The sequence below is a fragment of the Pseudomonas sp. p106 genome, assembly GCF_003936645.1.
In the GTDB taxonomy this organism is placed as follows: domain Bacteria; phylum Pseudomonadota; class Gammaproteobacteria; order Pseudomonadales; family Pseudomonadaceae; genus Aquipseudomonas; species Aquipseudomonas putida_E.
The window spans coordinates 18,733-43,691 of record NZ_RHQR01000008.1; the positions used below are offsets into that span (position 1 = coordinate 18,733).

At 60.7% G+C, this 24,959-nt stretch carries 25 protein-coding genes, 2 tRNA genes and 1 pseudogene; 11 read left to right on the forward strand and 17 right to left on the reverse strand.

The annotated features are described in order from the left end of the window. Positions 1 to 145: 145 nt before the first annotated feature. Both clpS and clpA read left to right on the forward strand, forming a co-directional pair. A complete protein-coding gene (gene clpS, locus EGJ09_RS12155; RefSeq protein WP_012315251.1) occupies positions 146 to 508 on the forward strand; it encodes an ATP-dependent Clp protease adapter ClpS in 363 nt (120 codons plus the stop codon). 30 nt (positions 509 to 538) lie between these two features. After that, positions 539 to 2,809 (forward strand): ATP-dependent Clp protease ATP-binding subunit ClpA, encoded by a 2,271-nt coding sequence (clpA, locus tag EGJ09_RS12160; RefSeq protein WP_046788265.1) that lies wholly within the window; start codon positions 539 to 541, stop codon positions 2,807 to 2,809. 83 nt (positions 2,810 to 2,892) lie between these two features. Here clpA and infA read toward each other — a convergent pair whose 3' ends face one another. From infA to aat, 3 genes are all read right to left on the reverse strand, one after another. Continuing rightward, complete coding sequence (gene infA, locus EGJ09_RS12165; RefSeq protein WP_002553999.1) at positions 2,893 to 3,111, reverse strand: translation initiation factor IF-1; 219 nt, start codon at positions 3,109 to 3,111, stop codon at positions 2,893 to 2,895. A 102-nt stretch (positions 3,112 to 3,213) separates the two neighbouring features. After that, the gene (locus EGJ09_RS12170) at positions 3,214 to 3,921 is read right to left on the reverse strand and encodes an arginyltransferase (RefSeq protein WP_046788264.1); all 708 of its coding nucleotides are present in this window, start codon (positions 3,919 to 3,921) and stop codon (positions 3,214 to 3,216) included. Positions 3,922 to 3,977: 56 nt separating this feature from the next. Further along, positions 3,978 to 4,658: a leucyl/phenylalanyl-tRNA--protein transferase gene (gene aat, locus EGJ09_RS12175; protein ID WP_125923910.1), complete on the reverse strand. Its 681-nt coding sequence runs from the start codon at positions 4,656 to 4,658 to the stop codon at positions 3,978 to 3,980. Positions 4,659 to 4,978: 320 nt separating this feature from the next. Here aat and EGJ09_RS12180 point away from each other — a divergent pair, with 320 nt between their 5' ends. The 6 genes and pseudogenes from EGJ09_RS12180 (at position 4,979) to cysG (ending at position 12,443) form a co-directional block, all read left to right on the forward strand. Continuing rightward, positions 4,979 to 7,498: a DNA translocase FtsK 4TM domain-containing protein gene (locus EGJ09_RS12180; protein ID WP_371928080.1), complete on the forward strand. Its 2,520-nt coding sequence runs from the start codon at positions 4,979 to 4,981 to the stop codon at positions 7,496 to 7,498. 62 nt (positions 7,499 to 7,560) lie between these two features. Beyond that, the gene (gene lolA, locus EGJ09_RS12185) at positions 7,561 to 8,196 is read left to right on the forward strand and encodes an outer membrane lipoprotein chaperone LolA (RefSeq protein WP_012315247.1); all 636 of its coding nucleotides are present in this window, start codon (positions 7,561 to 7,563) and stop codon (positions 8,194 to 8,196) included. A gap of 12 nt (positions 8,197 to 8,208) precedes the next feature. Then, the gene (locus EGJ09_RS12190) at positions 8,209 to 9,534 is read left to right on the forward strand and encodes a replication-associated recombination protein A (RefSeq protein ID WP_125923911.1); all 1,326 of its coding nucleotides are present in this window, start codon (positions 8,209 to 8,211) and stop codon (positions 9,532 to 9,534) included. A gap of 23 nt (positions 9,535 to 9,557) precedes the next feature. Further along, positions 9,558 to 9,737: pseudogene (locus EGJ09_RS12195) on the forward strand (CrcB family protein); the annotation flags it as partial. Between the two features lie 30 nt (positions 9,738 to 9,767). Further along, on the forward strand, positions 9,768 to 11,048 hold the full coding sequence (gene serS / locus EGJ09_RS12200) for a serine--tRNA ligase (RefSeq protein ID WP_046788260.1): 1,281 nt from the start codon (positions 9,768 to 9,770) through the stop codon (positions 11,046 to 11,048). Beyond that, the gene (cysG, locus tag EGJ09_RS12205) at positions 11,049 to 12,443 is read left to right on the forward strand and encodes a siroheme synthase CysG (RefSeq protein ID WP_125923912.1); all 1,395 of its coding nucleotides are present in this window, start codon (positions 11,049 to 11,051) and stop codon (positions 12,441 to 12,443) included. 117 nt (positions 12,444 to 12,560) lie between these two features. On the opposite strand, the gene EGJ09_RS12210 is transcribed toward cysG, so the two are convergent. The 8 genes from EGJ09_RS12210 to EGJ09_RS12250 all read right to left on the reverse strand — a co-directional run bounded on the left by EGJ09_RS12210 (position 12,561) and on the right by EGJ09_RS12250 (position 18,351). Then, entirely contained in the window at positions 12,561 to 13,517 is a 957-nt protein-coding gene (locus tag EGJ09_RS12210) for a glutathione S-transferase family protein (RefSeq protein WP_125923913.1), read from the reverse strand. 92 nt (positions 13,518 to 13,609) lie between these two features. Then, positions 13,610 to 14,614 carry a glycosyl transferase family protein gene (locus EGJ09_RS12215; protein WP_125923914.1) on the reverse strand — a complete coding sequence of 335 codons (1,005 nt, stop codon included), beginning with the start codon at positions 14,612 to 14,614 and terminating at the stop codon, positions 13,610 to 13,612. Next, a complete protein-coding gene (locus tag EGJ09_RS12220; RefSeq protein WP_125923915.1) occupies positions 14,611 to 14,946 on the reverse strand; it encodes a TusE/DsrC/DsvC family sulfur relay protein in 336 nt (111 codons plus the stop codon). Before EGJ09_RS12220 ends, EGJ09_RS12215 begins: the two co-directional genes overlap by 4 nt. Continuing rightward, on the reverse strand, positions 14,943 to 15,239 hold the full coding sequence (tusB, locus tag EGJ09_RS12225; RefSeq protein WP_119687450.1) for a sulfurtransferase complex subunit TusB: 297 nt from the start codon (positions 15,237 to 15,239) through the stop codon (positions 14,943 to 14,945). The genes EGJ09_RS12220 and tusB overlap by 4 nt, the downstream gene beginning before the upstream one ends. Continuing rightward, complete coding sequence (tusC, locus tag EGJ09_RS12230) at positions 15,239 to 15,598, reverse strand: sulfurtransferase complex subunit TusC (RefSeq protein ID WP_046788255.1); 360 nt, start codon at positions 15,596 to 15,598, stop codon at positions 15,239 to 15,241. The genes tusB and tusC overlap by 1 nt, the downstream gene beginning before the upstream one ends. A 1-nt stretch (position 15,599) precedes the next feature. Continuing rightward, on the reverse strand, positions 15,600 to 15,992 hold the full coding sequence (gene tusD / locus EGJ09_RS12235) for a sulfurtransferase complex subunit TusD (protein WP_046788254.1): 393 nt from the start codon (positions 15,990 to 15,992) through the stop codon (positions 15,600 to 15,602). 85 nt (positions 15,993 to 16,077) lie between these two features. Continuing rightward, a complete protein-coding gene (locus tag EGJ09_RS12240; RefSeq protein WP_046788253.1) occupies positions 16,078 to 17,457 on the reverse strand; it encodes a nucleobase:cation symporter-2 family protein in 1,380 nt (459 codons plus the stop codon). Positions 17,458 to 17,679: 222 nt separating this feature from the next. Then, the gene (locus EGJ09_RS12250) at positions 17,680 to 18,351 is read right to left on the reverse strand and encodes a Bax inhibitor-1/YccA family protein (RefSeq protein ID WP_012315235.1); all 672 of its coding nucleotides are present in this window, start codon (positions 18,349 to 18,351) and stop codon (positions 17,680 to 17,682) included. Between the two features lie 134 nt (positions 18,352 to 18,485). Here EGJ09_RS12250 and EGJ09_RS26440 point away from each other — a divergent pair. Both EGJ09_RS26440 and EGJ09_RS12255 read left to right on the forward strand, forming a co-directional pair. Then, positions 18,486 to 18,571 (forward strand) — tRNA-Ser (locus EGJ09_RS26440). A gap of 37 nt (positions 18,572 to 18,608) precedes the next feature. Further along, positions 18,609 to 18,698: transfer RNA gene (locus EGJ09_RS12255), tRNA-Ser, on the forward strand. Between the two features lie 449 nt (positions 18,699 to 19,147). Here EGJ09_RS12255 and EGJ09_RS12260 read toward each other — a convergent pair. Then, the gene (locus EGJ09_RS12260) at positions 19,148 to 19,558 is read right to left on the reverse strand and encodes a hypothetical protein (protein WP_125923917.1); all 411 of its coding nucleotides are present in this window, start codon (positions 19,556 to 19,558) and stop codon (positions 19,148 to 19,150) included. Positions 19,559 to 19,980: 422 nt separating this feature from the next. On the opposite strand from EGJ09_RS12260, the gene EGJ09_RS12265 reads away from it, so the two are divergent. Further along, positions 19,981 to 20,862, forward strand: a complete 882-nt coding sequence (locus EGJ09_RS12265; protein WP_125923918.1) for a TIR domain-containing protein — start codon at positions 19,981 to 19,983, stop codon at positions 20,860 to 20,862. 121 nt (positions 20,863 to 20,983) lie between these two features. Here EGJ09_RS12265 and EGJ09_RS12270 read toward each other — a convergent pair whose 3' ends face one another. The 5 genes from EGJ09_RS12270 to EGJ09_RS12290 form a co-directional block, all read right to left on the reverse strand. Next, positions 20,984 to 21,448: a hypothetical protein gene (locus EGJ09_RS12270; protein WP_125923919.1), complete on the reverse strand. Its 465-nt coding sequence runs from the start codon at positions 21,446 to 21,448 to the stop codon at positions 20,984 to 20,986. Between the two features lie 21 nt (positions 21,449 to 21,469). Continuing rightward, entirely contained in the window at positions 21,470 to 22,567 is a 1,098-nt protein-coding gene (locus tag EGJ09_RS12275) for an XRE family transcriptional regulator (RefSeq protein ID WP_125923920.1), read from the reverse strand. Continuing rightward, a complete protein-coding gene (locus EGJ09_RS12280; protein ID WP_125923921.1) occupies positions 22,557 to 23,177 on the reverse strand; it encodes a hypothetical protein in 621 nt (206 codons plus the stop codon). The genes EGJ09_RS12275 and EGJ09_RS12280 overlap by 11 nt, the downstream gene beginning before the upstream one ends. 479 nt (positions 23,178 to 23,656) lie before the next feature. Next, positions 23,657 to 24,166 carry a hypothetical protein gene (locus tag EGJ09_RS12285; RefSeq protein WP_125923922.1) on the reverse strand — a complete coding sequence of 170 codons (510 nt, stop codon included), beginning with the start codon at positions 24,164 to 24,166 and terminating at the stop codon, positions 23,657 to 23,659. Between the two features lie 42 nt (positions 24,167 to 24,208). Further along, positions 24,209 to 24,901, reverse strand: coding sequence for a helix-turn-helix domain-containing protein (locus EGJ09_RS12290; protein WP_125923923.1), 693 nt, complete (start codon positions 24,899 to 24,901; stop codon positions 24,209 to 24,211). Positions 24,902 to 24,959: the final 58 nt, after the last annotated feature.

Below are 24,959 nucleotides of genomic sequence, written 5' to 3' on the forward strand. Positions count from 1 at the left end.
GCGCGGATCTTTATCGACCACGGTGGGTTCTTATTGGTTGTAACACCGTTTTGCCGATAGTCAAGGTCGCCCCGTCTTCGCGCGGGCTGCGGCTTGAGCGGTCAACTCACAACCTTAACCTGTCGATCATGATGAAATTCTTTCCATGCATGCACGTAGCGAGATTCGACTAACATTCAATCAGGATCGCCCGCAATCGAATGAGGACGACGGCTCAGGGCTTGCGGTACAGGAAGCCAAGCCGATCCTGCAGGCGCCACCGATGTACAAGGTGGTTTTGTTCAACGATGACTACACGCCGATGGATTTCGTCGTCGAAGTGCTCGAAACGTTCTTCAGTCTGAACCGCGAGCTGGCGACCAAGATCATGCTGACCGTCCATACCGAAGGGCGGGCAGTGTGCGGATTGTTTACCCGGGACATCGCCGAAACAAAGGCCATGCAGGTCAACCAATACGCCAGGGAAAGCCAGCATCCGCTACTCTGTGAAATCGAGAAGGACGGTTAATCGCCGACCACTTGGGTATGAGGTGAAGCTATGTTAAACCGCGAGCTCGAAGTCACCCTCAATCTTGCCTTCAAGGAGGCTCGTTCGAAGCGTCATGAGTTCATGACCGTCGAGCATCTGCTGCTGGCACTCCTTGACAATGAGGCTGCTGCGACCGTTCTGCGCGCCTGTGGCGCCAATCTCGACAAACTCAAGCATGACCTGCAAGAGTTCATCGATTCCACCACTCCCCTGATTCCCGTCAACGACGAGGATCGCGAAACCCAGCCGACCCTGGGCTTCCAGCGTGTGCTCCAGCGTGCCGTGTTCCACGTGCAAAGCTCTGGCAAGCGCGAAGTCACCGGTGCCAATGTGCTGGTGGCGATTTTCAGCGAACAGGAAAGCCAGGCCGTGTTCCTGCTCAAGCAGCAGAGCGTGGCCCGTATCGACGTGGTCAACTACATTGCCCACGGCATTTCCAAGGTGCCGGGCCACGGCTCGCACAGCGACAGCGACCCGGAAATGCAGGACGAGGAGGGCGGCGAGACGTCGTCCTCGAGTAACCCGCTGGATGCTTACGCCAGCAACCTGAATGAACTGGCCCGCGCTGGGCGGATCGACCCGCTGGTAGGGCGCGAGCAGGAAGTCGAGCGCGTGGCGCAGATCCTTGCCCGTCGGCGCAAGAACAACCCGCTGTTGGTCGGTGAGGCTGGTGTGGGCAAAACTGCCATCGCCGAAGGCCTGGCCAAACGCATCGTCGATGGCCAGGTGCCCGACCTGCTGTCGCAGAGCGTGGTGTATTCCCTCGACCTTGGCGCACTGCTGGCGGGTACCAAGTACCGCGGCGACTTCGAGAAGCGCTTCAAGGCGTTGCTCGGTGAGCTGCGCAAACGCCCACAGGCCATCCTGTTCATTGACGAAATCCACACCATCATTGGTGCCGGTGCTGCGTCGGGCGGCGTGATGGACGCGTCCAACCTGCTCAAGCCGCTGCTGTCTTCCGGCGAGATTCGCTGCATTGGTTCGACGACCTTCCAGGAGTTTCGCGGCATCTTCGAGAAGGACCGTGCCTTGGCGCGGCGCTTCCAGAAGGTGGATGTCAGCGAGCCGTCCGTCGAGGACACTGTGGGCATTCTGCGCGGCCTCAAGGGGCGCTTTGAAAGCCATCACAACATCGAGTACAGCGATGAAGCCCTGCGCGCCGCCGCTGAGCTGGCATCACGCTACATCAATGACCGCCACATGCCGGACAAGGCCATCGACGTGATCGACGAGGCCGGTGCGTATCAGCGCCTGCAGCCTGAGGCGAATCGGGTCAAGCGTATCGATGTGCCGCAAGTCGAGGATATCGTGGCCAAGATCGCGCGGATTCCGCCGAAGCACGTCACCAGCTCCGACAAGGAGCTGCTGCGTAACCTGGAGCGTGACCTGAAACTGACCGTGTTCGGTCAGGACCAGGCGATCGATTCGCTGGCTACGGCAATCAAGCTGTCCCGTGCAGGCCTCAAGGCACCGGACAAGCCGGTCGGCTCGTTCCTGTTCGCCGGCCCTACCGGGGTGGGCAAGACCGAAGCGGCACGCCAGTTGGCCAAGGCGCTGGGCGTTGAGCTGGTGCGCTTCGACATGTCCGAGTACATGGAGCGGCACACTGTGTCACGCCTGATCGGCGCTCCTCCCGGGTATGTCGGGTTCGACCAGGGTGGCCTGCTGACCGAGGCGATCACCAAGCAGCCGCATTGCGTGCTGCTGCTCGATGAAATCGAGAAGGCGCACCCCGAAGTCTTCAACTTGCTGCTGCAGGTGATGGACCACGGTACGCTTACCGACAACAACGGGCGCAAAGCGGACTTCCGCAACGTGATCCTGATCATGACCACCAATGCCGGCGCTGAAACTGCGGCACGCGCTTCCATCGGTTTCACCCATCAGGACCATGCGTCCGATGCGATGGAAGTCATTCGCAAGAGCTTCACGCCGGAGTTCCGCAACCGTCTGGACACAATCATCCAGTTCGGCCGCCTGAGTCACGAGACGATCAAGAGCATCGTCGACAAGTTCCTCATCGAGCTTCAGGCGCAGCTGGAAGACAAGCGTGTGCTGCTTGAAGTCAGCGATGCCGCCCGCGGCTGGCTGGCGGCTTCTGGCTACGACGTGCAGATGGGTGCGCGGCCGATGGCGCGGCTTATCCAGGACAAGATCAAGCGGCCGCTGGCCGAGGAGATCCTGTTTGGCGAGCTGGCCGAGCATGGCGGTGTGGTGCACATCGACCTGCGCGATGGCGAGTTGGTGTTCGACTTCGAGACTACGGCAGAAGTAGCGTGACGCAAGGGGCCGCTTTGCGGCCCCAAGCAATTTTAGGGTACAAAAAAGCCCGGCACATGGCCGGGCTTTTTCATGGCTGGAGCTTAGCGCGCACGGTAGGTGATGCGGCCCTTGCTCAGGTCATAAGGCGTCAGCTCGACGCGGACCTTGTCGCCAGTGAGAATACGGATGTAGTTCTTGCGCATCTTTCCGGAGATGTGCGCGGTTACGACGTGCCCGTTTTCCAACTCCACGCGGAACATGGTGTTGGGCAGGGTGTCGACGACAGTACCTTCCATTTCGAAGCTGTCTTCTTTCGACATGCAGTTGAGCCCTCGGTGTCCAGTGTTGGCCCGACGCATAACCGCACCGGGCAAAAAAGTGGCGTGGATTATGCCGGAAAATAGTGTGTCAAGCCAATGCTTTCAGTTGAGGGTGACCCAACGCTGGTTGATCAGCAGTTCGATCGGGCGATACTGGGTCTTGTAGTTCATCTTCTTGCAGTTCTTGATCCAGTAGCCGAGGTATACCGCTTCGAGGTCCTGGCGCAGGGCTTCGGTGATTTGCCAAAGGATGGCAAAGCGCCCCAGGCTGCGCCGTTCTTCGTCGGGCTCGTAGAACGTGTACACCGCTGACAGCCCGTTGGGCAGCAGGTCGCACACCGCCACCGCCAGCAGGCGGCCTGCCAGGCGGAATTCGTAGAACCAGCAGAACGGCAAGTCGCGCACCAGAAAGGTGGAAAACTGATCGCGGCTTGGCGGGTACATGTCGCCATCGGCATGGCGGGTTTCGATGTAGCGCCGGTACAGGTCGAAATATTCTTCCTTGAACGCCGGCCGGGCAGCCGTCACGGTGAGGTCGGCATTGCGCTTGAGGATGCGCCGCTGCTGGCGGTTGGGGATGAAGCGTGCGGCCGGAATGCGGGCTGGAACGCAGGCATTGCAGTTCTGGCAATGTGGGCGGTACAGGTGGTCGCCACTGCGCCGAAAGCCCATCTCCGAAAGGTCGGCATACACATGCACGTCCATCGGCTGGCTGGGGTCGAGGAACAGGGTGGTCGCCTGCTCGTTCGGCAGATAGCTGCAGGAGTGGGGCTGAGTGGCATAGAACTTCAACCGCGCCAACTCTGTCATGGTCGACCCCTTCGGTGAGACTTTGCTTTAAGTGTAAGCCAGCTCTCGGAACTCGCCTAGCTGCGCCAGCTGGCACTGTTGGGCTGGTCGAGGTGGTGGGCCAGGTAATCGGCGAAGCTGGCGCGGCTGATGGCGCGGGCGCCCAGGCTATGCAGGTGTTCGGTCGGCATCTGGCAGTCGATCAGCACAAAGCCCGCCTCTTGCAGGTGCTTGACCAGGGTCACGAAGCCGACCTTGGAAGCATTGTCGGCGCGGCTGAACATCGACTCGCCGAAAAACAACCGCCCCATGGCCAGGCCGTACAGGCCGCCCACCAGTTCGCCGTTGTGGCGCACCTCCACCGAATGGGCGATACCGCGCCGGTGCAGCTCGCAGTAGGCGTTGCGCATGGTGTCGGTGATCCAGGTGCCATCCGCGTAGTCACGCGGTGCCGCGCAGGCGTCGATCACGGCGGGGAAGTCGCTGTCGAAGCTGACCTGATAGCGCCCCTGGCGCAACAGCTTGGCCAGCGAGCGCGAGACATGCAGCTCGTCCGGGAACAGAACGGTGCGAGGGTCGGGCGACCACCAGAGGATGGGTTGGCCGTCCTGGTACCACGGGAAGCAGCCATGGCGATAGGCCTGCACCAGGCGCTCGGGGCTGAGGTCGCCACCAGCGGCGAGCAAGCCGTTAGGATCCTGCAGGGCCTTTTCCAGGGGTGGGAAGGTCAGCGAGTCGCGAGTCAGCCAGGTGAGCATGGTCTATCGTGCGGTGGGGGAGGGGAGGGGCAGCATGGCAAGGAGGGCGCTTTGGGTCAATGCTGGCCCATGTGGGGCCAGGCCTGCCTGCGTGTGCGTTCAGTCAGGCGATATGGTCGGCAATTTCCTACACAATCGTGAGGTTGCAGGCACCATCTGGCACATTTGCTGTCACACCTGTGCAAAAACACAGCATAAGCCTTTGTCACAAAAGAAAATGCATGCTCAAATTGCACCTATACGAAAGTCGCCCCCACCCAAACGCCATAGGGCGTGCCGCCATGGCGGCCGGCGGGCAGTAATGTTAAAAGTAGTGGTTCATTGGCCCGTTATCGGCCAATCACTACTGGACGCGCAGCACGCGCAGGAATAGACGCGTTTTGAAGAAATCCACCGCAACTCCAGCTCCTCTGCCTGTGCCCCTGTGGCGGCAGCAGCTGCATTACCGCCTCAAGGAAGGTGCGTTGATCGCTGTCGGCGCCCTGTGCCTGTACTTGTGGATGGCGCTGCTGACCTACGATACCTCCGACCCAGGCTTCAGCCACACCAGCAACGTCGACCAGGTGCAGAACGCTGCCGGGCGTGCCGGTGCGTACTTCGCCGACATCATGTTCATGGTGCTGGGCTACTTCGCCTACATCTTCCCGTTACTGCTGGCCATAAAAACCTGGCAGATCTTCCGCGAGCGCCATCAACCCTGGCAGTGGAGCGGCTGGTTGTTCTCCTGGCGCCTCATCGGCCTGGTGTTCCTGGTGCTGTCGGGTGCCGCACTGGCGCATATCCATTTCCACCCCCCGGCGAGCCTGCCGTTCTCCGCCGGTGGTGCCTTGGGCGAAAGCCTCGGCGACCTGGCGCGCAACCTGCTCAACGTGCAGGGCAGCACACTGATGTTCATCGCCCTGTTCCTGTTCGGCCTGACCGTGTTCACCGACCTCTCGTGGTTCAAGGTGATGGACATGACCGGCAAGATCACCCTCGACCTGTTCGAGCTCGTGCAAGGCGCGGCCAATCGCTGGTGGGAGGCGCGCAACGAGCGCAAACGCCTGGAGGCGCAGCTGCGCGAGGTGGACGAACCAAGGTTCGACGCGGCGCCGGCGGCTGCCGATAAACGCGAACCGGCCAAGGCGCAACTGCGCGAGCGCATCGGTGAGCGCGATGAGCCGCCCGCGCGCCCTGTCGTAGCCCAGCGCGAACCCATTGCCCCGCGCGAGACTGTTGTCCCTCGTGAACCCTCGATTGCCCCTGTGATCATGCCGCCGGCAGCGCCGGCCAAGGCAGTGGAGCCGAGCAAGCGGGTGATGAAGGAAAAGCAGGCGCCGCTGTTCGTCGACAGCGCCGTGGAAGGCACCTTGCCGTCCATCTCCATCCTCGACCCGGCCGAGCAGAAGAAGATCGAGTATTCGCCAGAATCACTGGCCGGCGTCGGTCAGTTGCTGGAAATCAAACTCAAGGAATTCGGCGTTGAAGTCTCGGTGGACTCCATCCACCCGGGCCCGGTCATTACCCGCTACGAAATCCAGCCTGCGGCCGGGGTCAAGGTCAGCCGCATCGCCAACCTGGCCAAGGACCTTGCGCGGTCGCTGGCCGTGACCAGTGTGCGGGTGGTCGAGGTCATACCCGGCAAGACCACCGTGGGTATCGAGATCCCCAACGAAAATCGGCAGATGGTGCGCTTCTCCGAGGTGCTGTCGACGCCGCAGTACGACGAGCAGAAGTCGCCCGTCACCCTGGCCCTGGGCCATGACATCGGCGGCAAGCCGGTCATCACCGACCTGGCCAAGATGCCACACCTGCTGGTAGCCGGTACCACCGGCTCCGGTAAGTCGGTGGGTGTGAACGCGATGATCCTGTCGATCCTGTTCAAGTCCGGCCCTGAAGACGCGCGCCTGATCATGATCGACCCAAAGATGCTCGAGCTGTCGATCTACGAAGGCATCCCGCACCTGCTGTGCCCGGTGGTCACCGACATGAAGGACGCCGCCAACGCGCTGCGCTGGAGCGTGGCCGAGATGGAGCGGCGTTACAAACTGATGGCGGCCATGGGCGTGCGTAACCTGGCCGGCTTCAACCGCAAGATCAAGGATGCCCAGGAGGCTGGCGAGATCATCCACGATCCGCTGTTCCGCCGCGAGAGCATGGAAGACGAGCCGCCGGCCCTGAAGACCCTGCCGACCATCGTGGTGGTGGTCGACGAATTCGCCGACATGATGATGATCGTCGGCAAGAAGGTCGAAGAGCTGATCGCCCGTATCGCCCAGAAGGCGCGGGCCGCCGGTATTCACCTGATCCTCGCCACCCAGCGCCCATCGGTGGACGTGATCACTGGCCTGATCAAGGCCAACATCCCGACCCGCATGGCATTCCAGGTGTCGAGCAAGATCGACTCGCGCACCATCATCGACCAAGGTGGCGCCGAGCAGTTGCTCGGCCACGGTGACATGCTCTACATGCCGCCAGGTACCAGCCTGCCGATCCGGGTACACGGCGCATTCGTCTCCGACGATGAAGTGCACCGCGTGGTGGAAGCCTGGAAGCTGCGTGGCGCCCCGGACTACAACGACGACATCCTCAACGGCGTCGAGGAGGCCGGCAGCGGCTTCGAAGGCGGTGGTGGCGGTGGCGGCGACGAGGATTCGGAAAGCGACGCGCTGTATGATGAGGCGGTGCAATTCGTCCTCGAAAGCCGTCGGGCGTCGATTTCGGCCGTGCAGCGCAAGCTCAAGATCGGCTACAACCGCGCTGCGCGCATGATCGAGGCGATGGAAATGGCCGGCGTGGTCACCCCCATGAACAGCAACGGCTCGCGGGAAGTGATTGCCCCGGGCGGCCCGCGCGACTGATGAACACCTTGCCGGGCGCCGACGGTGGCGCCCGGCTTCTTCAATGCTCAATGAGGATTAACATGCGCGCGATTCGCATGCTGTTGGTTTCTGCCCTGACCCTGGGTTCGTTATCGGCCACACTGTCGGCTCACGCTGGTGAGCAGGACGTGCAGCGCCTGACCCAGTTGCTGGAAAAGTCGCAGACCATCGAGGCCAATTTCTCCCAACTGACCCTGGATGCCGGCGGCACCAGCCTGCAGGAGACAACCGGCAAGATGACGGTCAAGCGCCCGGGCCTGTTCTACTGGCACACCGATGCTCCCCAGGAGCAGGTGGTGGTGTCCGACGGCAAGAACGTCACCCTGTGGGACCCTGACCTGGAGCAGGCCACCATCAAGAAGCTCGATGTGCGCCTGAACCAGACCCCGGCGCTGCTGCTGTCCGGTGATGTGTCGAAGATCAGCCAGAGCTTCGACATCACCTCCAAGGAGCAGGGCGAAGTGATGGACTTCACCCTCAAGCCAACGACCAAGGACACCCTGTTCGATTCGCTGCGCGTGTCGTTCCGCCGTGGCCTGATCAACGACATGCAACTGATCGACAGCGTCGGCCAGCGCACCAACATCCTGTTCAATGGCGTCAAGGCCAACCAGGCGGTGCCGGACAGCACCTTCAAGTTCGACATCCCGAAAGGCGCGGACGTCATCAAGGAGTAAGCAGAGCGCACCATGGACCTGTTTCGAAGCGAACCCGTTGCCCAGCCCCTGGCTGCCCGGCTACGCCCGTCCAACCTGGACGAGTATGTCGGCCAGGAGCACCTGCTGGCGCGCGGCAAACCGCTGCGTGAGGCGCTTGAGCAGGGTGCGCTGCACTCGATGATCTTCTGGGGGCCGCCGGGCGTGGGCAAGACCACGCTCGCACGGCTGCTGGCACAGTTTTGCGATGCGCACTTCGAGACGGTTTCTGCGGTACTGGCGGGGGTCAAGGAAATCCGCCAGGCCGTCGAGGTGGCCAAGCAGCAGGCCGGCCAGTATGGCCGCCGGACCATCCTGTTCGTCGATGAGGTGCACCGCTTCAACAAGTCCCAGCAGGATGCCTTCCTGCCCTTTGTCGAAGACGGCACGCTGATCTTCATCGGCGCCACCACCGAGAACCCGTCCTTCGAACTGAACAATGCTTTGCTCTCGCGGGCGCGGGTGTATGTGCTCAAGAGCCTGGACGAGCCTGCCTTGCGCAAGCTGGTCGACCGCGCACTCAACGAAGAACGCGGCCTGGGCAAGCGCAACCTGAGCGTGGGCGACGACGCCTTCAAGATGCTCATGGCCGCCGCCGATGGCGATGGCCGGCGCATGCTCAACTTCCTCGAAAACGCCTCGGACCTGGCCGAAGATGGCGGCGAGATTGGCGTAGACCTGCTGCAGAGCTTGCTCGGTGACAGCCGCCGGCGCTTTGACAAAGGCGGCGAGGCCTTCTACGACCAGATTTCCGCCCTGCACAAGTCAGTGCGCGGCTCCAACCCGGACGCCGCGCTGTACTGGTTCGCGCGCATGCTCGATGGCGGCTGCGACCCGCTGTACATTGCCCGCCGCGTGGTGCGCATGGCCAGCGAGGACATCGGCAACGCCGACCCGCGGGCCCTGAGCCTGTGCCTGGCGGCCTGGGACGTGCAGGAGCGTCTGGGCAGCCCTGAGGGCGAGCTGGCGGTGGCTCAGGCCATTACCTATATTGCCTGCGCGCCAAAGAGCAACGCCGTGTACCTGGGCTTCAAGACTGCCCTGCGCGAAGCCGCCGAGCACGGCTCGCTGGAGGTGCCCCTGCACCTGCGCAACGCCCCGACCAAGCTGATGAAGCAGCTCGGCTACGGCGAGGAGTACCGCTATGCCCACGACGAGCCCGATGCCTATGCTGCGGGTGAAGATTACTTCCCCGATCAGCTCGAGCCACGCCAGTATTATCAGCCCGTGCCCCGAGGGCTCGAGCTGAAGATCGGCGAGAAACTGCGTCACTTGGCCGACCTTGATCGCAGCAGCCCGCGTCAACGGAGAAAGCCGTGAGCGCTCTGTTCCATGGGCTGTTCCTGCGCTTTGGCCTTATCGTCGGCTTCATCGGTGGGCTGACGACGTTTTCCTCTTTTTCGCTCGATACCGTGCGCCTGATGGAAAGTGGGCAAGCGTCCCTGGCCGTGGGCTATACCGGTATTAGCGTGATGGGCGGGCTACTGGCCACCTGGGCCGGCCTGTCCCTGACCCGACTCTGAACCAACCTACACACATAACGAGAGAACGACATGCTCGATTCCAAACTGTTACGCGGCCAACTTCAGGAAGTGGCGGACCGCCTCGCCTCCCGTGGCTTCAGCCTGGATGTCGCGCGCATCGAATCGCTGGAAGAGCGCCGCAAGGCGGTGCAGACCCGCACCGAGCAGCTGCAGGCCGAGCGTAACGCCCGCTCCAAATCGATCGGCCAGGCCAAGGCCAAGGGCGAGGACATCGCGCCGCTGATGGCTGACGTCGAACGCATGGCCAATGAGCTGGCCGCTGGCAAGGTCGAGCTGGACGGCATCCAGGCCGAACTGGATGGCATTGTCCTGACCATCCCCAACCTGCCGGACGCTAGCGTGCCGGTCGGTGCCAGTGAGGACGACAACGTCGAAGTGCGCCGTTGGGGCACGCCGAGGGCATTCGATTTTGAAATCAAGGACCACGTCGCCCTGGGCGAGATCAGCGGTGGCCTGGACTTCGAAGCAGCTGCCAAGCTGTCGGGCGCCCGCTTTGCCGTGCTGCGCGGCCCGATTGCCCGCCTGCACCGTGCCCTGGCACAGTTCATGATCAACCTGCACACCGGTGAGCATGGCTACGAAGAACACTACACCCCCTACCTGGTCCAGGCTCCGGCCTTGCAGGGCACCGGCCAGCTGCCGAAATTCGAGGAGGACCTGTTCAAGATCACCCGCGAAGGCGAAGCCGACTTCTACCTGATCCCGACCGCTGAAGTGTCGCTGACCAACCTGGTGGCCGGCGAGATCATCGACGCCAAGCAGCTGCCGCTCAAGCTGGTCGCCCACACCCCGTGCTTCCGCAGTGAGGCTGGCGCTTCGGGCCGTGACACGCGCGGCATGATCCGCCAGCACCAGTTCGACAAGGTCGAGATGGTCCAGGTGGTCGAGCCGTCCAAGTCCATGGAAGCCCTGGAAGGCCTCACCGCCAACGCCGAGCGCGTGTTGCAGCTGCTGGAGCTGCCCTACCGCGTACTGGCCCTGTGCACCGGTGACATGGGCTTCGGCGCCGTGAAGACCTACGACCTGGAAGTGTGGGTGCCAAGCCAGGACAAGTACCGCGAGATCAGCTCCTGCTCCAACTGTGGTGACTTCCAGGCGCGCCGCATGCAGGCCCGCTGGCGCAACCCGGAAACCGGCAAGCCGGAGCTGGTGCACACCCTCAATGGCTCGGGCCTGGCCGTAGGCCGTACCCTGGTCGCTGTGCTGGAAAACTACCAGCAGGCCGATGGCTCCATCCGTGTGCCGGAAGTGCTCAAGCCCTACATGGGCGGTGTCGAGGTCATCCGCTAAATGGATTACCTGCCGCTGTTCCACAAGCTGCAGGGCGGCCGCGTGCTGGTCGTCGGCGGCGGCGAGATCGCTTTGCGCAAGGCGCGCCTGCTAGCCGATGCTGGCGCCGCGCTGCGGGTGGTGGCGCCCGAGGTCGACGGCCAACTGGCTGCGCTGGCCCGTGAAGGTGGCGGTGAGGTCCTGGTGCGTGGTTATCAGGCGGCCGACCTGGTCGGCTGCCGCCTGGTGATCGCAGCCACCGACGACCCCGGGCTCAATGCCCAGGTGTCGGCGGATGCGCAGGCGCTTTGCGTGCCGGTCAACGTGGTGGACGCACCGGCCCTGTGCACGGTGATCTTCCCGGCCATTGTCGACCGTTCGCCCCTGGTGGTTGCGGTATCCAGCGGCGGTGACGCCCCGGTGCTGGCGCGCCTGATTCGCGCCAAGCTGGAAACCTGGATCCCGTCCACTTATGGCGAACTGGCCGCCTTGGCGGCGCGCTTCCGGCACAAGGTCAAGGCGCTGTACCCGGATGTCAATCAGCGTCGCGGCTTCTGGGAGACCGTGTTCCAGGGCCCGATCGCCGAGCGTCAATTGGCCGGGCAGGGTGCCGAGGCCGAGCGGCTGTTGCAGGCCATGGTCGACGGTTCGCCGGTGCAGCAGGGTGGTGAGGTATATCTGGTAGGGGCGGGGCCGGGCGATCCAGACTTGCTCACCTTCCGTGCCTTGCGCCTGATGCAGCAGGCCGATGTGGTGCTGTATGACCGCCTGGTGGCGCCGGCAATCATTGAAATGTGCCGCCGCGATGCCGAACGTATCTACGTCGGCAAACGCCGCGCCGAGCATGCCGTGCCGCAGGACCAGATCAACCGTCTGCTGGTCGACCTGGCCCGCGAGGGTAAGCGCGTGTTGCGCCTGAAGGGGGGCGACCCGTTCATTTTCGGCCGTGGTGGCGAAGAGATCGAAGAGCTCGCCGAGCATGGCATCCCGTTCCAGGTGGTGCCCGGTATTACCGCGGCCAGCGGTTGCTCTGCCTACGGCGGCATTCCGCTGACCCACCGCGACTATGCCCAGTCGGTGCGTTTCGTGACCGGCCACCTCAAGGACGGTACCAGCAACCTGCCTTGGAATGACCTGGTGGCGCCGAACCAGACCTTGGTGTTCTACATGGGCCTGGTAGGGTTGCCGACCATTTGCGCCGAGCTGATTCGCCATGGGCGTGCATCGAGCACGCCGGCGGCGTTGGTGCAGCAGGGGACTACGCGCAATCAGCGGGTGTTCACTGGCACCTTGGCCGACCTGCCAGCACTGGTGGCCGAGCATGAAGTGCATGCGCCGACCCTGGTGATTGTCGGGGAAGTGGTGCAGTTGCGCGAAAAGCTGGCCTGGTTCGAAGGTTCGCAGCAAGACCAGTAATAGCGGGGCCGCTTTGCAGCCCATCGCCGGCAAGCCGGCTCCCACATGTACTGCGCAGCTCACCACCCTGTGGGAGCCGGCTTGCCGGCGATGGGCTGCAACGCAGCCCCAACTTTCTCAGCCCCAGATCCCTTTGCCTGGCAACCGCTCCCGATCATGCGGCAGGTTGAAGTCCTGCAGCGGCCCCTTGGGCACGATTCCGTTCGGGTTGATGGTCTTGTGGCTCATGTAATAGTGCTTCTGGATGTGCTCCATGTTCACCGTCGGCGCCACACCCGGCCACTGGTACACCTCACGCAGCCAGTTTGACAGGTTGGGGTAGCCGCTCAACCGGCGCAGGTTGCACTTGAAGTGGCCGTGATACACCGCATCGAAGCGCACCAGCGTGGTAAACAGGCGCACATCGGCCTCGGTCAGGTGCTCGCCTGCCAGGTAACGTTGGCGGTCCAGCAGCGCTTCCAGGTAGTCCAGCTCGTTGAAAACTTCGTCGAACGCAGCCTCGTAGGCTTCTTGCGTAGTGGCGAAGCCTGCACGGTAAACACCATTGTTCACCGCTGGGTAGATGCGTGCATTGAGCGCTTCGATGGTCGGGCGCAGCGGCTGCGGATACAGGTCGAGGGTATTGCCTGTCAGTTCGTTGAAGGCGCTGTTGAAGATACGGATGATCTCCGCCGACTCGTTATTGACGATGCGCTTTTCCTTTTTGTCCCACAGCACGGGCACGGTCACGCGGCCTGTGTAGTGCGGGTCATCCTGGGTGTAGCGCTGGTGCATGAATTCGAGGGCGTCGAGGTGATCGCCCGTGGAGCCCTGTTGCTGGTCGAAGGTCCAGCCGTTTTCCTGCATCAGCCAGCTGACCACCGACACATCGATCAGCGGCTCCAGGCCTTTGAGCGCACGCACGATCAGGGTGCGGTGAGCCCATGGACAGGCCAGCGACACATACAGGTGGTAGCGACCGGCTTCGGGGGCGGGCAACTGATTGCGGCGCTGGGCGTTCTCGCGCTTGAAGGCGCCATCCTTGCCGTTTTCGTACCACTGGTCGTGCCAGCGGCCGTCGATCAAAAGGCCCATGGTGAGCTCCTCGGAACAAAGTTGTTTGACGTTGGAGCCCAGTCTAGGGCAAAGCGTTCGAATAAATAGCGCAAAGACTGCGCAAAAATGATCTAGTTATTCGATTGGTTTCGAGCGCCCCAATAGCCGCGTGCGGTCGCGAACGCCTGCTCCCGGTCCTGCCCCAAGCCGCGCAACGCCAGGGCCATGGTCGCCACCACGGCCATTTCCCCATAGCTGTCCTGAGCCTCGCCACGCCAAACCGCCAGCAGTTGTTCTGGCTGCAGGCTTGCAGGTTTTACATGGCGCCGCTCACTCAGCGCCGGCCACTCTTCGTCCCAGTTTTCACCTGCGCTGGTGCCGTACAGGTGGCTGATGACATCCGGGTTGACTTCGATTTCGCCGCCATCGCCCTTGATGACCACCGCATGGTCACCCAGCAGCCGGCTGGCCTCGCGGTGTACGGCCTGGTAACCGGGGTGGAAGATGCTCTGCAGGCCGCAGCGGGCGCTCAGCGGGTTGAGCACGCGGGCCAGCGAATGGATGGGGGAGCGCAGGCCAAGTATGTTGCGCAGGTCAATCATGCGCTGCAGTTGCGGGGCCCAATCGTGCAGCGGGAAAAACGCCAGGCGTTGCTGGTCCAGTGCTTGCTCGACAGCAGACCAATCGCGGCAAAGCGCAATGTCCAGCAGGGCCAACAATTGCTCGGTGTACATGCGCCCGGCGGTGTGGGCGCCACCACCGTGCATCAGGATGCGCACGCCGTTGGTGGCCAGGCATTTGGCGGCCAGCAGGAACCAGGGCAGGTGGCGCTTCTTGCCGGCATAGCTGGGCCAGTCCAGGTCGACAGCGATGCGTGGTGCATGCAGTTGGGCGCGCAGGGCCTCGGTGAAGCCGGCCAGCTCCTCGGCGCTCTCTTCCTTGTGCCGCAGCAGCATGAGGAAGGCACCGAGCTGGGTGTCTTCAACCTTGCCTTCAAGCAGCAGGGCCATGGCGGCTCGGGCTTCCTCACGGGTGAGGCTGCGGGCACCGCGTTTGCCTTTGCCAAGGATGCGCACGAATTCGGCGAACGGGTGTTCGGCCGGGGTTTGAAGGGTGAGCGGGCGAGCGTCTGTCATATGCAATTGGTCGGCTTGGGCAGGCCCGCCAGCTTGGCGGCAAGTTTGGCGGGGGTGCCGCTGAACAGGCGGTTGAGGTGCGGGCTGTTACCCTTTTCAGGGCCCAGCTTTAGCGCTGTGTACTTGACCAGCGGGCGCGTGGCCGGAGACAGCTGGAATTCCGCATAGAACTGGCGTAGCAGTTCAAGCACTTCCCAGTGTTCGGCGGTCAGGGCAATGCTTTCGCGCGCTGCCAGTGCCTCGGCGACGGCGTGGGACCAGTCTTGCAGGTCGACCAGAAAGCCGTCCTTGTCCAGGGCGATTGTCTGGTTGTCTACGGTCAGGGTGTTCATAGCCAGCTGTTGACCTTGTCATAGTGCAACGACAACGCGACGAACGCTGGGTAGTCCACGGTCTTTGCCAGCCCGCTGCTGACGCTGCGCGCCTGCAGGTCTTCGTCGAGGGCGAACAGGCGTTGCTCCAGCGCTGCCGCCTGCAGCAGGCGCTGTGGTTCGCTTCCGTCACGCAGGGCATAAACCGCATCGCCGCACAGCAGCAAGGCATCTTCGCCGCCGAGCAGGCGCAGGCAACTGCCCAAGCGATCATCGCCGAAGGGCGAGTGGGATATCACATGCAAAGTCGGCATCAGAGCGTCACCACTTGGTCGAAACGGGCAATCAGTGCCTTCAGGGCCGCGTCGTCCAGCACCTCAACGGGCAGGTCCAGGGTGTCGGCAGCAAGCCCGCGAAGGGCCAGGCTGTGCTGGCAAGCGAACAGCTCCTCCACACCGAACATCGGCAGTGCCTGCAGGTTGGCGGCCAGATTCTTTTGTTGCACGGCAACCGGTTGCTGATCAGGAGCAAGCTGGAACACGCCGTCATCGAGGAACAGCATGCCCAGTGGCAGATCGAAAGCGCCGCCGGCCAATGCGATGTCCAGCGCTTCGCGGGCAGATGGGCCGGTCCAGGGCGCCTGGCGGCTGATGATCAACAGGGATTTGGCCATTTCAATCGCCTCCAAAGCAGACCAGGCGGTCGGCCAGCTGTGCCGCTTCATGCAATTGGCCCAGGCCGGACAGCTCCCACGGTTTGGGCAGGTTCACCGCCGGGCGCTGGTAGCGGCCGGCTTCGGCCTCGTCGAGCACGCCGCGGCGCAAGGCAGCGGCGATGCACACCACGGCGTCCAGCTGGTGCTGCTCGACAAAAGCGCGCCACTGGGCGGCGATGTCCTGTTCGTCCTGGGGCGCGACCACGTTGGCCGAGGCGCTGTGAACACCGTCCTGATAGAAGAACAACCGGGCAATCTCATGCCCGCCGGCCAGCACCGCCTCGGCGTAGCGCAAGGCGCGCCGCGAGGAGGGCGCATGGGCCGGGGAAAAAACCGCGATAGCGAATTTCATGGGCAACTCGTGTAAAGGAATGCGGCCATGATAAAGCAAAAAGCCCGCGCGGGTGGGCGCGGGCTGGTTGGCCGGGGAGGGGCTATCAGGCGTGTTCCTTGCTCTCTGGCAGGAACCAGTTCAGCACCAGGGCGCAGATGCCACCGGTGGCAACGCCCGACTCCAGTACGTTGCGAATGGCCGCCGGCATGTGCGCCAGGAACTCCGGAACCTGGGCCACGCCCAAGCCCAACGCCAACGACACGGCGATGATCAGCAGTGCACGGCGGTCCAGGCGCGTGCTGGCCAGAATGTTGATGCCCGAAGCGGCCACGGCACCGAACATGACCATGGCCGCGCCGCCCAGCACAGGCTCAGGCACAGCCTGAATCACGCCGGCAACACTCGGGAACAAGCCCAGTACCACTAGCATCACGGCAATCCAGATACCGATGTGACGGCTGGCGATGCCGGTCAGCTGAATCACGCCGTTGTTCTGCGCGAAGATCGAGCTGGGGAAGGTGTTGAACAGGCCCGCCAGCAGCGAGTTGGCGCCGTTGACCAGCACGCCGCCCTTGATGCGCTGCATCCACACCGGGCCTTCGACCGGTTGGCGCGAGACCTTGCTGGTGGCTGTAACGTCGCCGATGGCTTCGAGCGAGGTCACCAGGTAGATCACCAGCATCGGGATGAACAGCGCCCACGAAAAACCGAGGCCAAAGTGCAGCGGCGTCGGTACCTGGAACAGTGCAGCTTCATGCATGCCGGTGAAGTCCAGCCGGCCGAGGTAACCCGCCAGGGCGTAACCCACCGCCAGGGCGATGACGATGGCGCAGCTGCGCATCCACACCACCGGGATGCGGTTCAGGATGACGATGATTGCCAGCACCACGCCCGACAGCAGCAGGTTTTCGCCATTGGCGAAGGTGCCATTGGCCATGGCGCCAAAGCCGCCGCCCATGCTGATCAAACCGACCTTGATCAGGGTCAGGCCGATCATCAGCACCACAATGCCCGTCACCAACGGCGTGATCAGACGCTTGACGAAGGGCAGGATGCGCGACACGCCCATCTCGACGAACGAGCCGGCGATCACCACGCCGAAAATCGCTGCCATCACGCTTTCGACGGGGGTGCCCTGCTTGACCATCAGCGCACCACCGGCAATCAGTGGGCCGACGAAGTTGAAGCTGGTGCCCTGCACGATCAGCAAGCCCGCGCCAAACGGCCCAAACCGCTTGCACTGCACGAAGGTGGCGATACCCGAGATGACCAGCGACATCGACACGATCAGGTTGGTATCACGCGCCGAAACACCCAACGCCTGGCAAATCAGCAGGCCCGGGGTCACGATCGGCACGATGATCGCCAGCAGGTGCTGCAGCGCCGCCAGCAGGCCGATAAGCAGCCGTGGCTTGTCCTCGAGGCCAAGCACCAGTTCGTTGGCAGGCGCATCCGCGCCCGGGCTGTGTTCGTGTGAGCTCATCGGTGAAGCTGCCCCGGAAGAAAAAAGGAGCGCATTCTACGGGGTGAAGGGGGATTGCGGTAGTGGCGCGCACGATGGCAGCAAGATCGGCGAGCATTCGGGTAATAACCTGACTTTTAGGTCAGCTGGCGCGGAAAGGGTGGGCTACAGGATACAGGCCTGCACGTACCCACAAAAAAGCCCGCCGAAGCGGGCTTTTTCAACGGGCTCAAGCAACCGGTATCAGTCGTCGCGACCCATGATGCCGAACAGTTGCAGCAAGCTGACAAACAGGTTGTAGATCGATACATACAGGCTGATGGTCGCCATGATGTAGTTACGCTCACCGCCGTGGATGATCGCGCTGGTCTGGAACAGGATGCAGACCGACGAGAACAGCACGAAGCCAGCGCTGATCGCCAGTTGCAGGCCGCTGATCTGGAAGAAGAAGCTAGCCACTACGGCGCCCAGCAGGACGAAGAAGCCGGCGGTGATGAAACCGCTGAGGAAGCTCATGTCCTTGCGCGAGATCAGCACATAAGCCGACAGACCACCGAACACCAGGGCCGTCATGGCGAAGGCCGAGCTGACCACCTCAGCGCCACCGGCCATGCCCAGGTAACGGTTGAGGATTGGGCCGAGGATGAAGCCCATGAAGCCGGTGAGAGCGAAGGTGGAAACCAGGCCCCAGACCGAATCACGCAGTTTGTTGGTGAGGAAGAACAGGCCGTAGAAGCCGATCAGCACGACGAAGATGTTCGGGTAGCCGACACGCATCTGCTGGGCAACGAAAGCCATGACACCGCTGAAGGCTAGGGTGAGTGCCAGCAGGCTGTAGGTGTTGCGCAGGACCTTGCTGACCTCGCGCTGCTCGACCTGTTGGCCGCTGTGTACGGCATAATCCTGTTCGCGCATGGCGACACTCCTTGGTAAACCTGTGGTTTTGGAACGTTCAGATGCTAGGAGTCTATCAGAGCTCCTGCAACCGGCGACATAGAGAGTTTGACAGCGTGTTTCATTACGGTATTATGGCGGCCGCAAAACGAGCTGGAAGCGTGGCCGAGTGGTTTAAGGCAACGGTCTTGAAAACCGTCGATGGGCAACTATCCTAGAGTTCTTATCTTAGGCGGTTCCCAGATGCACACTACACGTTCCCCAGCTGTATCTGCATCGGGAAATTGGCAGAGTGGTTGAATGCACCGGTCTTGAAAACCGGCGAACGTGAGAGCGTTCCCAGGGTTCGAATCCCTGGTTTCCCGCCAACATCAATGAAATAAGGGCCTTGAGCGATCTTGGCCCTTTTTTCATGCCTGTTTTTCCCTTGCTGCTTATGGCATTCAGTACCCTTGGTAGGCCCAAAATCCAAAGCACGCAACTACTCAGTTGCGTACTACTGCCAACTGCTGCGCACTACAAAAGGGGCTTGGCTCCAACTGCATACTTGGGGAAGTCCGGAAATCTCTGGTCTCTAGGGCGTGAGCCTCAGAGTTATCTGCGGGAGGCTGATCAGTCGCGGCAGTGTCTTCTGAGCACTTGGGCGTGCCGATCACTACTCTCCCCAGTCCGTCGGGGCAGAGTCCATATCTACCCCGGCGAGCTGCTGACTGCCCAAGCGACCTAGGTGGCTACTTCGCGCTCCACTGAAAGTCGGAGTAGTGCCAACGGCTAAAGCGGTACCTCCGCGAAAATTGTCGCTGCGCCTTCAGCCCCGCTACAGACCCAGATCCGCCCCGAATTTGAAGTCGCGGAGCTCTTTGGGCACATCCTCAAAAGCGATGTCGAGCAGGAGGTGCCGCGCAAATTGCCGGAATGGATGGAGGTCTGTTGGAATACCCGTTCCCTCGTAGTCCGACAGCCGATCCATAGACGCGACCCCGAACCTAATCCCGCTGTCCTGCGAAAGCGTCATGAATGCATCGAAGAGTGCTGCGGCATGCCTCTGAGGTAAAGCTGATAAGTCGACTAATACCTCCTGGCTTGGCTGATCATCAATAAAGTCGAAAAAGAACTCGCTGGCCTTCTGTGCTAGCGATTGCGGCGACAGAGATCTACAAGCGATTTCGATGATCTGCATGTCTTGCAGCACTGCGCTGAGCTGCTCGCTCCGCTCGTCTTGTACCATTACCTTTGCTCAATTGATGCGGGAAAAATGAAGGCGGGTAGTGTACCTGATGAGGGCAGTCGCTCAGGTTAATTAGGCGGTGTTCGTGTGGCCAATACCTGTGCCTCGCGCGAGCCACGCCGCGTCAGCGACTCCAGGGCAGAGGAGCTAAATAGCCTTTAACGCTGGGTAGAGCGATGTGGGCTGGGATCAGAAATCGGAAAAAGAGCCGCAGCTGAACTCACAATTTTTGAGTGCAAGTGCGCTCCTTGCCTTCAAGTCCTGTACCTGATGGGGCGTAGGGCGTAGCAGAGGAGGTAAAGCTGCGACATCCCTCAGCCGCGGTCAGGGCATCCTGAGCGCCCAAAATCAACGTCTCTAGGGTCGCGTGGTGGCAAGATGCCGTGATAGCGTGGCATCTTTCACAAAAAGGATTGCTTGCAATGGCAGGTAGAAACGCGCCGCCAGCCGACACAGATGCTCCTAAGCTTCAGCTCAGTCCGGCTCAGATGAAGCTCGGGATTGAACGGCTGGATGAGCGATTGGGGGATCTAGAGGCGTTTGATGTCGATAAATTGGTCAAGGGCAGGAGCTCGGAATTAACAGCGCTGGAAACCGCGATCACTGAAACATTGATTCGCTGCTTTGGTGAGAATACTTCTGCTTTCCGGCGTTACTCGGGGGCTGGAAAGCTTCGCTATTCTCCATCGGTGGTTTCGTCTAGATCGCAGGTGGACTATCGCACTCCGACAGCGCGCAATGTCGGTGATGCCATCGCTTTACTTCAGCAAGCGAAAAAAGCCCTGGGTGATGACTTGGTAGATCATCAACAATTGATCGCCAGCACGCCTCCACAGACTAAAGCTCCGATCGCGCCTTCTAACGAAGTCTTCGTAGTGCACGGGCACGACGAGGCAGCTCTGCAAGGCCTTGCACGCTTTTTGGAGAAACTGGGCCTAGAAGCGATAGTGTTGAGGGAGCAGGTGGATCAGGGGCGAACGATCATTGAGAAATTCGAAGCTTGCGCGAATGGCGTTGGCTTCGCAGTCGTTCTCTTAACCCCTGATGACCTAGGTGGCGCGGTCAGTGCCGCAGAGCCTAATGCTCGCGCCCGCCAGAACGTCATCTTTGAGCTTGGCTACTTTGCTGGAAAGCTGGGAAGAGGCAAGGTGTGTCTGCTACGCAAGGGCAGTGTTGAGATTCCGTCGGATCTCTACGGAGTCATCTACACCGAGATGGATTCGGCAGAGGGATGGCACACGAAGCTGGTCAGGGAAATGAAAGCGGCAGGGCTCCAATTTGATGCGAATCGACTGTGGGATTGATTCCTGGATGCTCGCTCACAGCTGGCGGGCTATCAGGCTGCTTTGAATTTTGCTTGTAACGCAATAAGGGGGAGAGGAGCGGAGGCCGTTAATACGGGCTCCCTCATGCTGTCCTAGCCCCTTACGGCTTCGTTCGGCGTTGTACAACGGTGCTGTTGGTAATTCGCCTGTTGATCTTTTCTTTCCATGCGATTTGCTTGGCACTGAGCTTACGTTTGAGCCGAGTGCTCATCAAAAATGAATATTCGCTTTCGTAGATATACCCAAGCTTGTAGGCGTGAATGATGAGGTCGAGATTCGCATTGGCCTGGCTGTTCTTGGCGATCCGCTTCAACCCGTCAAACAGTGATCCGGTGTCGATGCCGAGGAAGCGGTTGATGCACACGTTGCCTACATAGGTCTTGTGGCCTGTCAGCTTGTTCTCAATCCAGCAGTGTTCCTTGATGTCCTGCCCGCAGGGGCAGCTATCAAATTCTTCGCTGATCTCGATGCCGACCAGTGCCCACTCGTGCCGCGCCACTGAGAAAGTCTTGGCCATTGAAAGCGGAAGGATATGTGCCTGCAGTCGTTCGAAATTGTGCTCCATATCCGCCTCCGCGTTGATCCTTCAGACCAGTCTCAAAGGTGACTCAGGTGGTGTGAGCATGAAGCGGCTTTCAACCATCTCGCGGGTAAGTCCACAAGCCTTGAGAGCCTTTCTCCAGCTCGCGTGATCCAGCAAGTCCAGCGCGCGCTGCACCAGACGAGGTGACTCCATCTCGATCAACTCATCGAGATCTTCCCGCCGTGTGAAGCCTTTACGATTTAGGTAGGTGAAGCCTGATTTGGCCTGCTCTTGGGTGATGAGATCCAGAGCCTGAGCCCGATAAATCAGAGCCTTGAAACTAACTTTCCACCTCAGCTTGAGCTCACCCAAGGCTTGCCAGTTGAGATACCTGCCTCGCATCGCAGGGAATTCTCCTGCAAAGCTTGCCCTGGGCATCAACAGGGCACTTGCGAACTGGTTGGCCTGATCTTCCGTGTGTCTGCAGCCCGTTTCCACACCTTGGTGCATCACTAGGTGGCCGAGTTCATGGGCGATGTCGAAACGTTGCCTGCATGGGTTCTGCTTCGCGGTATTGCGAACAATCAGTGGGCGCTTGTTGTGAAGGGAAAAGGCGTCGATGCGATCATCCGCTTCAGCGATATTGACGACCAGCACTCCAATTTTTTCGACCAACTTGGTGACGTTAGAGATGGGGCCAAGCCCCAGCGACTGCTCTCTACGGAAACGCTCGGCGATCTGTTCGATGGTGTCGACGCTGGTTACTGGTTCATCATGAGTCCGGAAGCTGATGTCCGGAAACGCGACTTCTTTGTCGACCTCGTCGATCAGCAGTTCGAAGAGCTCAACTTGAGCTGCAATCGATTTTTTCACTGTCACCGTTGAGGCGCGCACGCTTCGGAAATGGCATTGCTCAAGTTCAACGGAGCTGCGTCTGGGGGCAAAAAAGAACTCATGAGTGACGCCCAGCGCCGTGCTCAGCATTTCCAGCTGCACGGGGGAGGGAAGCCCATTCACCTCCAGTTTGTGAGCGTACTGCCGGGTAACTCCAAGCAGGTCGCCGATGTCTGCAAGCGACCAACCGGACGCGCAGCGCGCCAAGCGCAGCTTGTCCGGAGAGAATTCGTCGCCTAATGCCAGTTGCTGTGTTCTATCGTCCATCTACGCTGCCAGGTTCGTCGGGTTTTTTCGTGTCGGCGTCTTTGTTTCTGCGAACCATCAAAGGTTCCTCGATCTCGACTTGAGCAGGCAGATCGCTTGTTCTGACTGGCACGCTGGCCTTGTATTCATGTGTCCAGTAGCAAAGGATATTTTGGTTAATATCGAAGCCCACGATCGTTGCTTTGAATTCAGGGAATTCGAGATCGTTGTTCCCATCCACAAACAGTCTCCAGGTGGAAACCTCGGGGCTGGCCTCGAAGAGGTTCAGTTGATGCAGCTCGACCAGATTGGCTTTGAGCCTATGCAGCTTCTTGGGAGCATTTGGGTCATCGGTGACGATCTGTAGCAACACACCGTTGATGCTGATCGTGAAATCCATGGTGCCGTTTCGCAGCTCAAGCCATGGCAAGGTCACATCCGCGCCCAGCGCTTTACAAAGCCCCTGCAGACGCCCGTAGAGCAAGGTCGCGCGGGTATATGCGGTATCGTTTGGCGTAGATGCATCAGCCAGCGCCTGATACGCAACTGAGATTACTTCTTGGCAGACCAGATCCAGGTATTTGGGGAGTAACTCGGGTGCGAAATGACTTGGGTGCTGAGTTTCGTGCATCGATACGACCTCGAAAACTGTGCAATTATGGAATACTGTCAACCGGCATTTTTGTGCAGAATCCTATGTTTGTCAACTAGCGAGGCTGCGAGCTCTCAACGCACACGAACGGTTGGTTTATCCACGCGACGGATCGCGAGCACTGCAAGTGCCGCCCTGATGCGATGCAATGAGGTTCAAGCATGTCCAGCTACGGGATTGCTCAACCAACGGCGCTATCCGCTGCAGAGTCCCAAGTCTCGCGAGCCTCGGAACCGCCACAATTTCATTCGCTTGCCAAGGCCGTTGGGTAGGTCAGGCGTTGCATTGCACTGGCATCATCCGTAGCATTGCCAGTTGACTACGTAGACAGCAGAAAATTTGTCGGCGGTGCTGCGTAGGCCCTTTAGCTGTGGGTCATATGAAGGGAAATCGGAGGCGCTTGGGCTGTTCCGCTTCAGTGCGGGAGGCTTGCTTCTGAGGCCGTCCTTCCTCCGTAGTCACGAAATGCTCCGCACCTTGGCCTCCGTCGCGTGGAAAGCGGTGACGGGGGCCAAGTACTTTCTAGTGCCTTCCTGGCACACCTTGATGACGGCGACTGCCTGGTAGCGTGTTTTCCCCACCAGCACCTTGCGCCCGCCGCTGAACATCACCATCTGTGCATGCTTAGGTTTGTTGAGTCCAACCTGGCTCTGGCTGCAGTAAGCGCTCGTTAGAATCTCAAGCACCTCATCAGCTGTGCAGCCGTCTTTTAGCTGTCGAGCGAGCAGTGGATGTTTGATCGACTCCAGGTCGAAGCGGATACCTCTGCAGTTTGGTTCGGGCCATTGTTGTTGGCGGCATATTTTTCGAATTCGATCGAACTGCTTCGCGGTAAGGATGTAAGTGAACTCTGCGACATGACCAGCTTGATCGAGGCGCAGGCCCGCTTGCTCCAGACGCGTCGCATGATCTAGCAGCGCTCGGAATGCTTGAGCGACTGCTGCATCACCATACTGGTTATTGCCCATTGTTGAGCCCTCTTAGCCGACCAAGGCTGTGGCGTTGATGAGCTACTGGGACGGCTTCGCCCTAGAGGTCGCTGGCTTCTTCCTGGTAGTGGCCACCGCTTTTGCTCCCCGCTCAACGATCATTTGTTTGGCGTAGGTACGCGCCTCCTTGATGAGGCCATCGAACGAATAACTGTTGCTGAGATTGCCGCCGCTGCTCGCGAAGCGCTGGTTGCGTTCGATGTAGCCTTTGCGCTCAAGCTCTGCAATGGCGCGCTGTATCGTACGCGAGTCAACGCCGATTTTCCGGGCGAGGGTGGCTTTGCTTGGGAAAGGGTCATTGCCTTTGCGCCACCAGTACCCCGCGAGATGGAGGATGATCACGATATGGTGTGACTTCAGTCCCAGCTCCTGTGAGTATTCGAACAAGACGTTCGGAATAGCTGTCCACCCAGCTGCTGTGAGGTCTTTACCCCAGCGATCAACGATCGATTTGTCCTCTGCAGGCGGCTTCTTGCTTTTCCTAGGTTTGGCAGGAGAGCTCGCGTCCGTTGACTCTGTGCCGGTGCTCACCGTCTCCTTAGCCGAACTACGCTTCTTGCGCACCACTTGCTCAGGAGTAGCATCGCTCGCAGTACTGTCTGATCCGGTGCGTTTGATGGCTGGTTTTTTTGTGCTCGAAGCGTCTTTGGCTGAAGTCGCTTTGGGCGCTGCGGTCTTCTTGTGCGTTGCAGCAGAGTTTGGAGTGGGGGACATGATGGGCTCCGTTAAATATCAGTCGGAGCGGATTATGGAAGCGTAAAAAGCGGCGTGG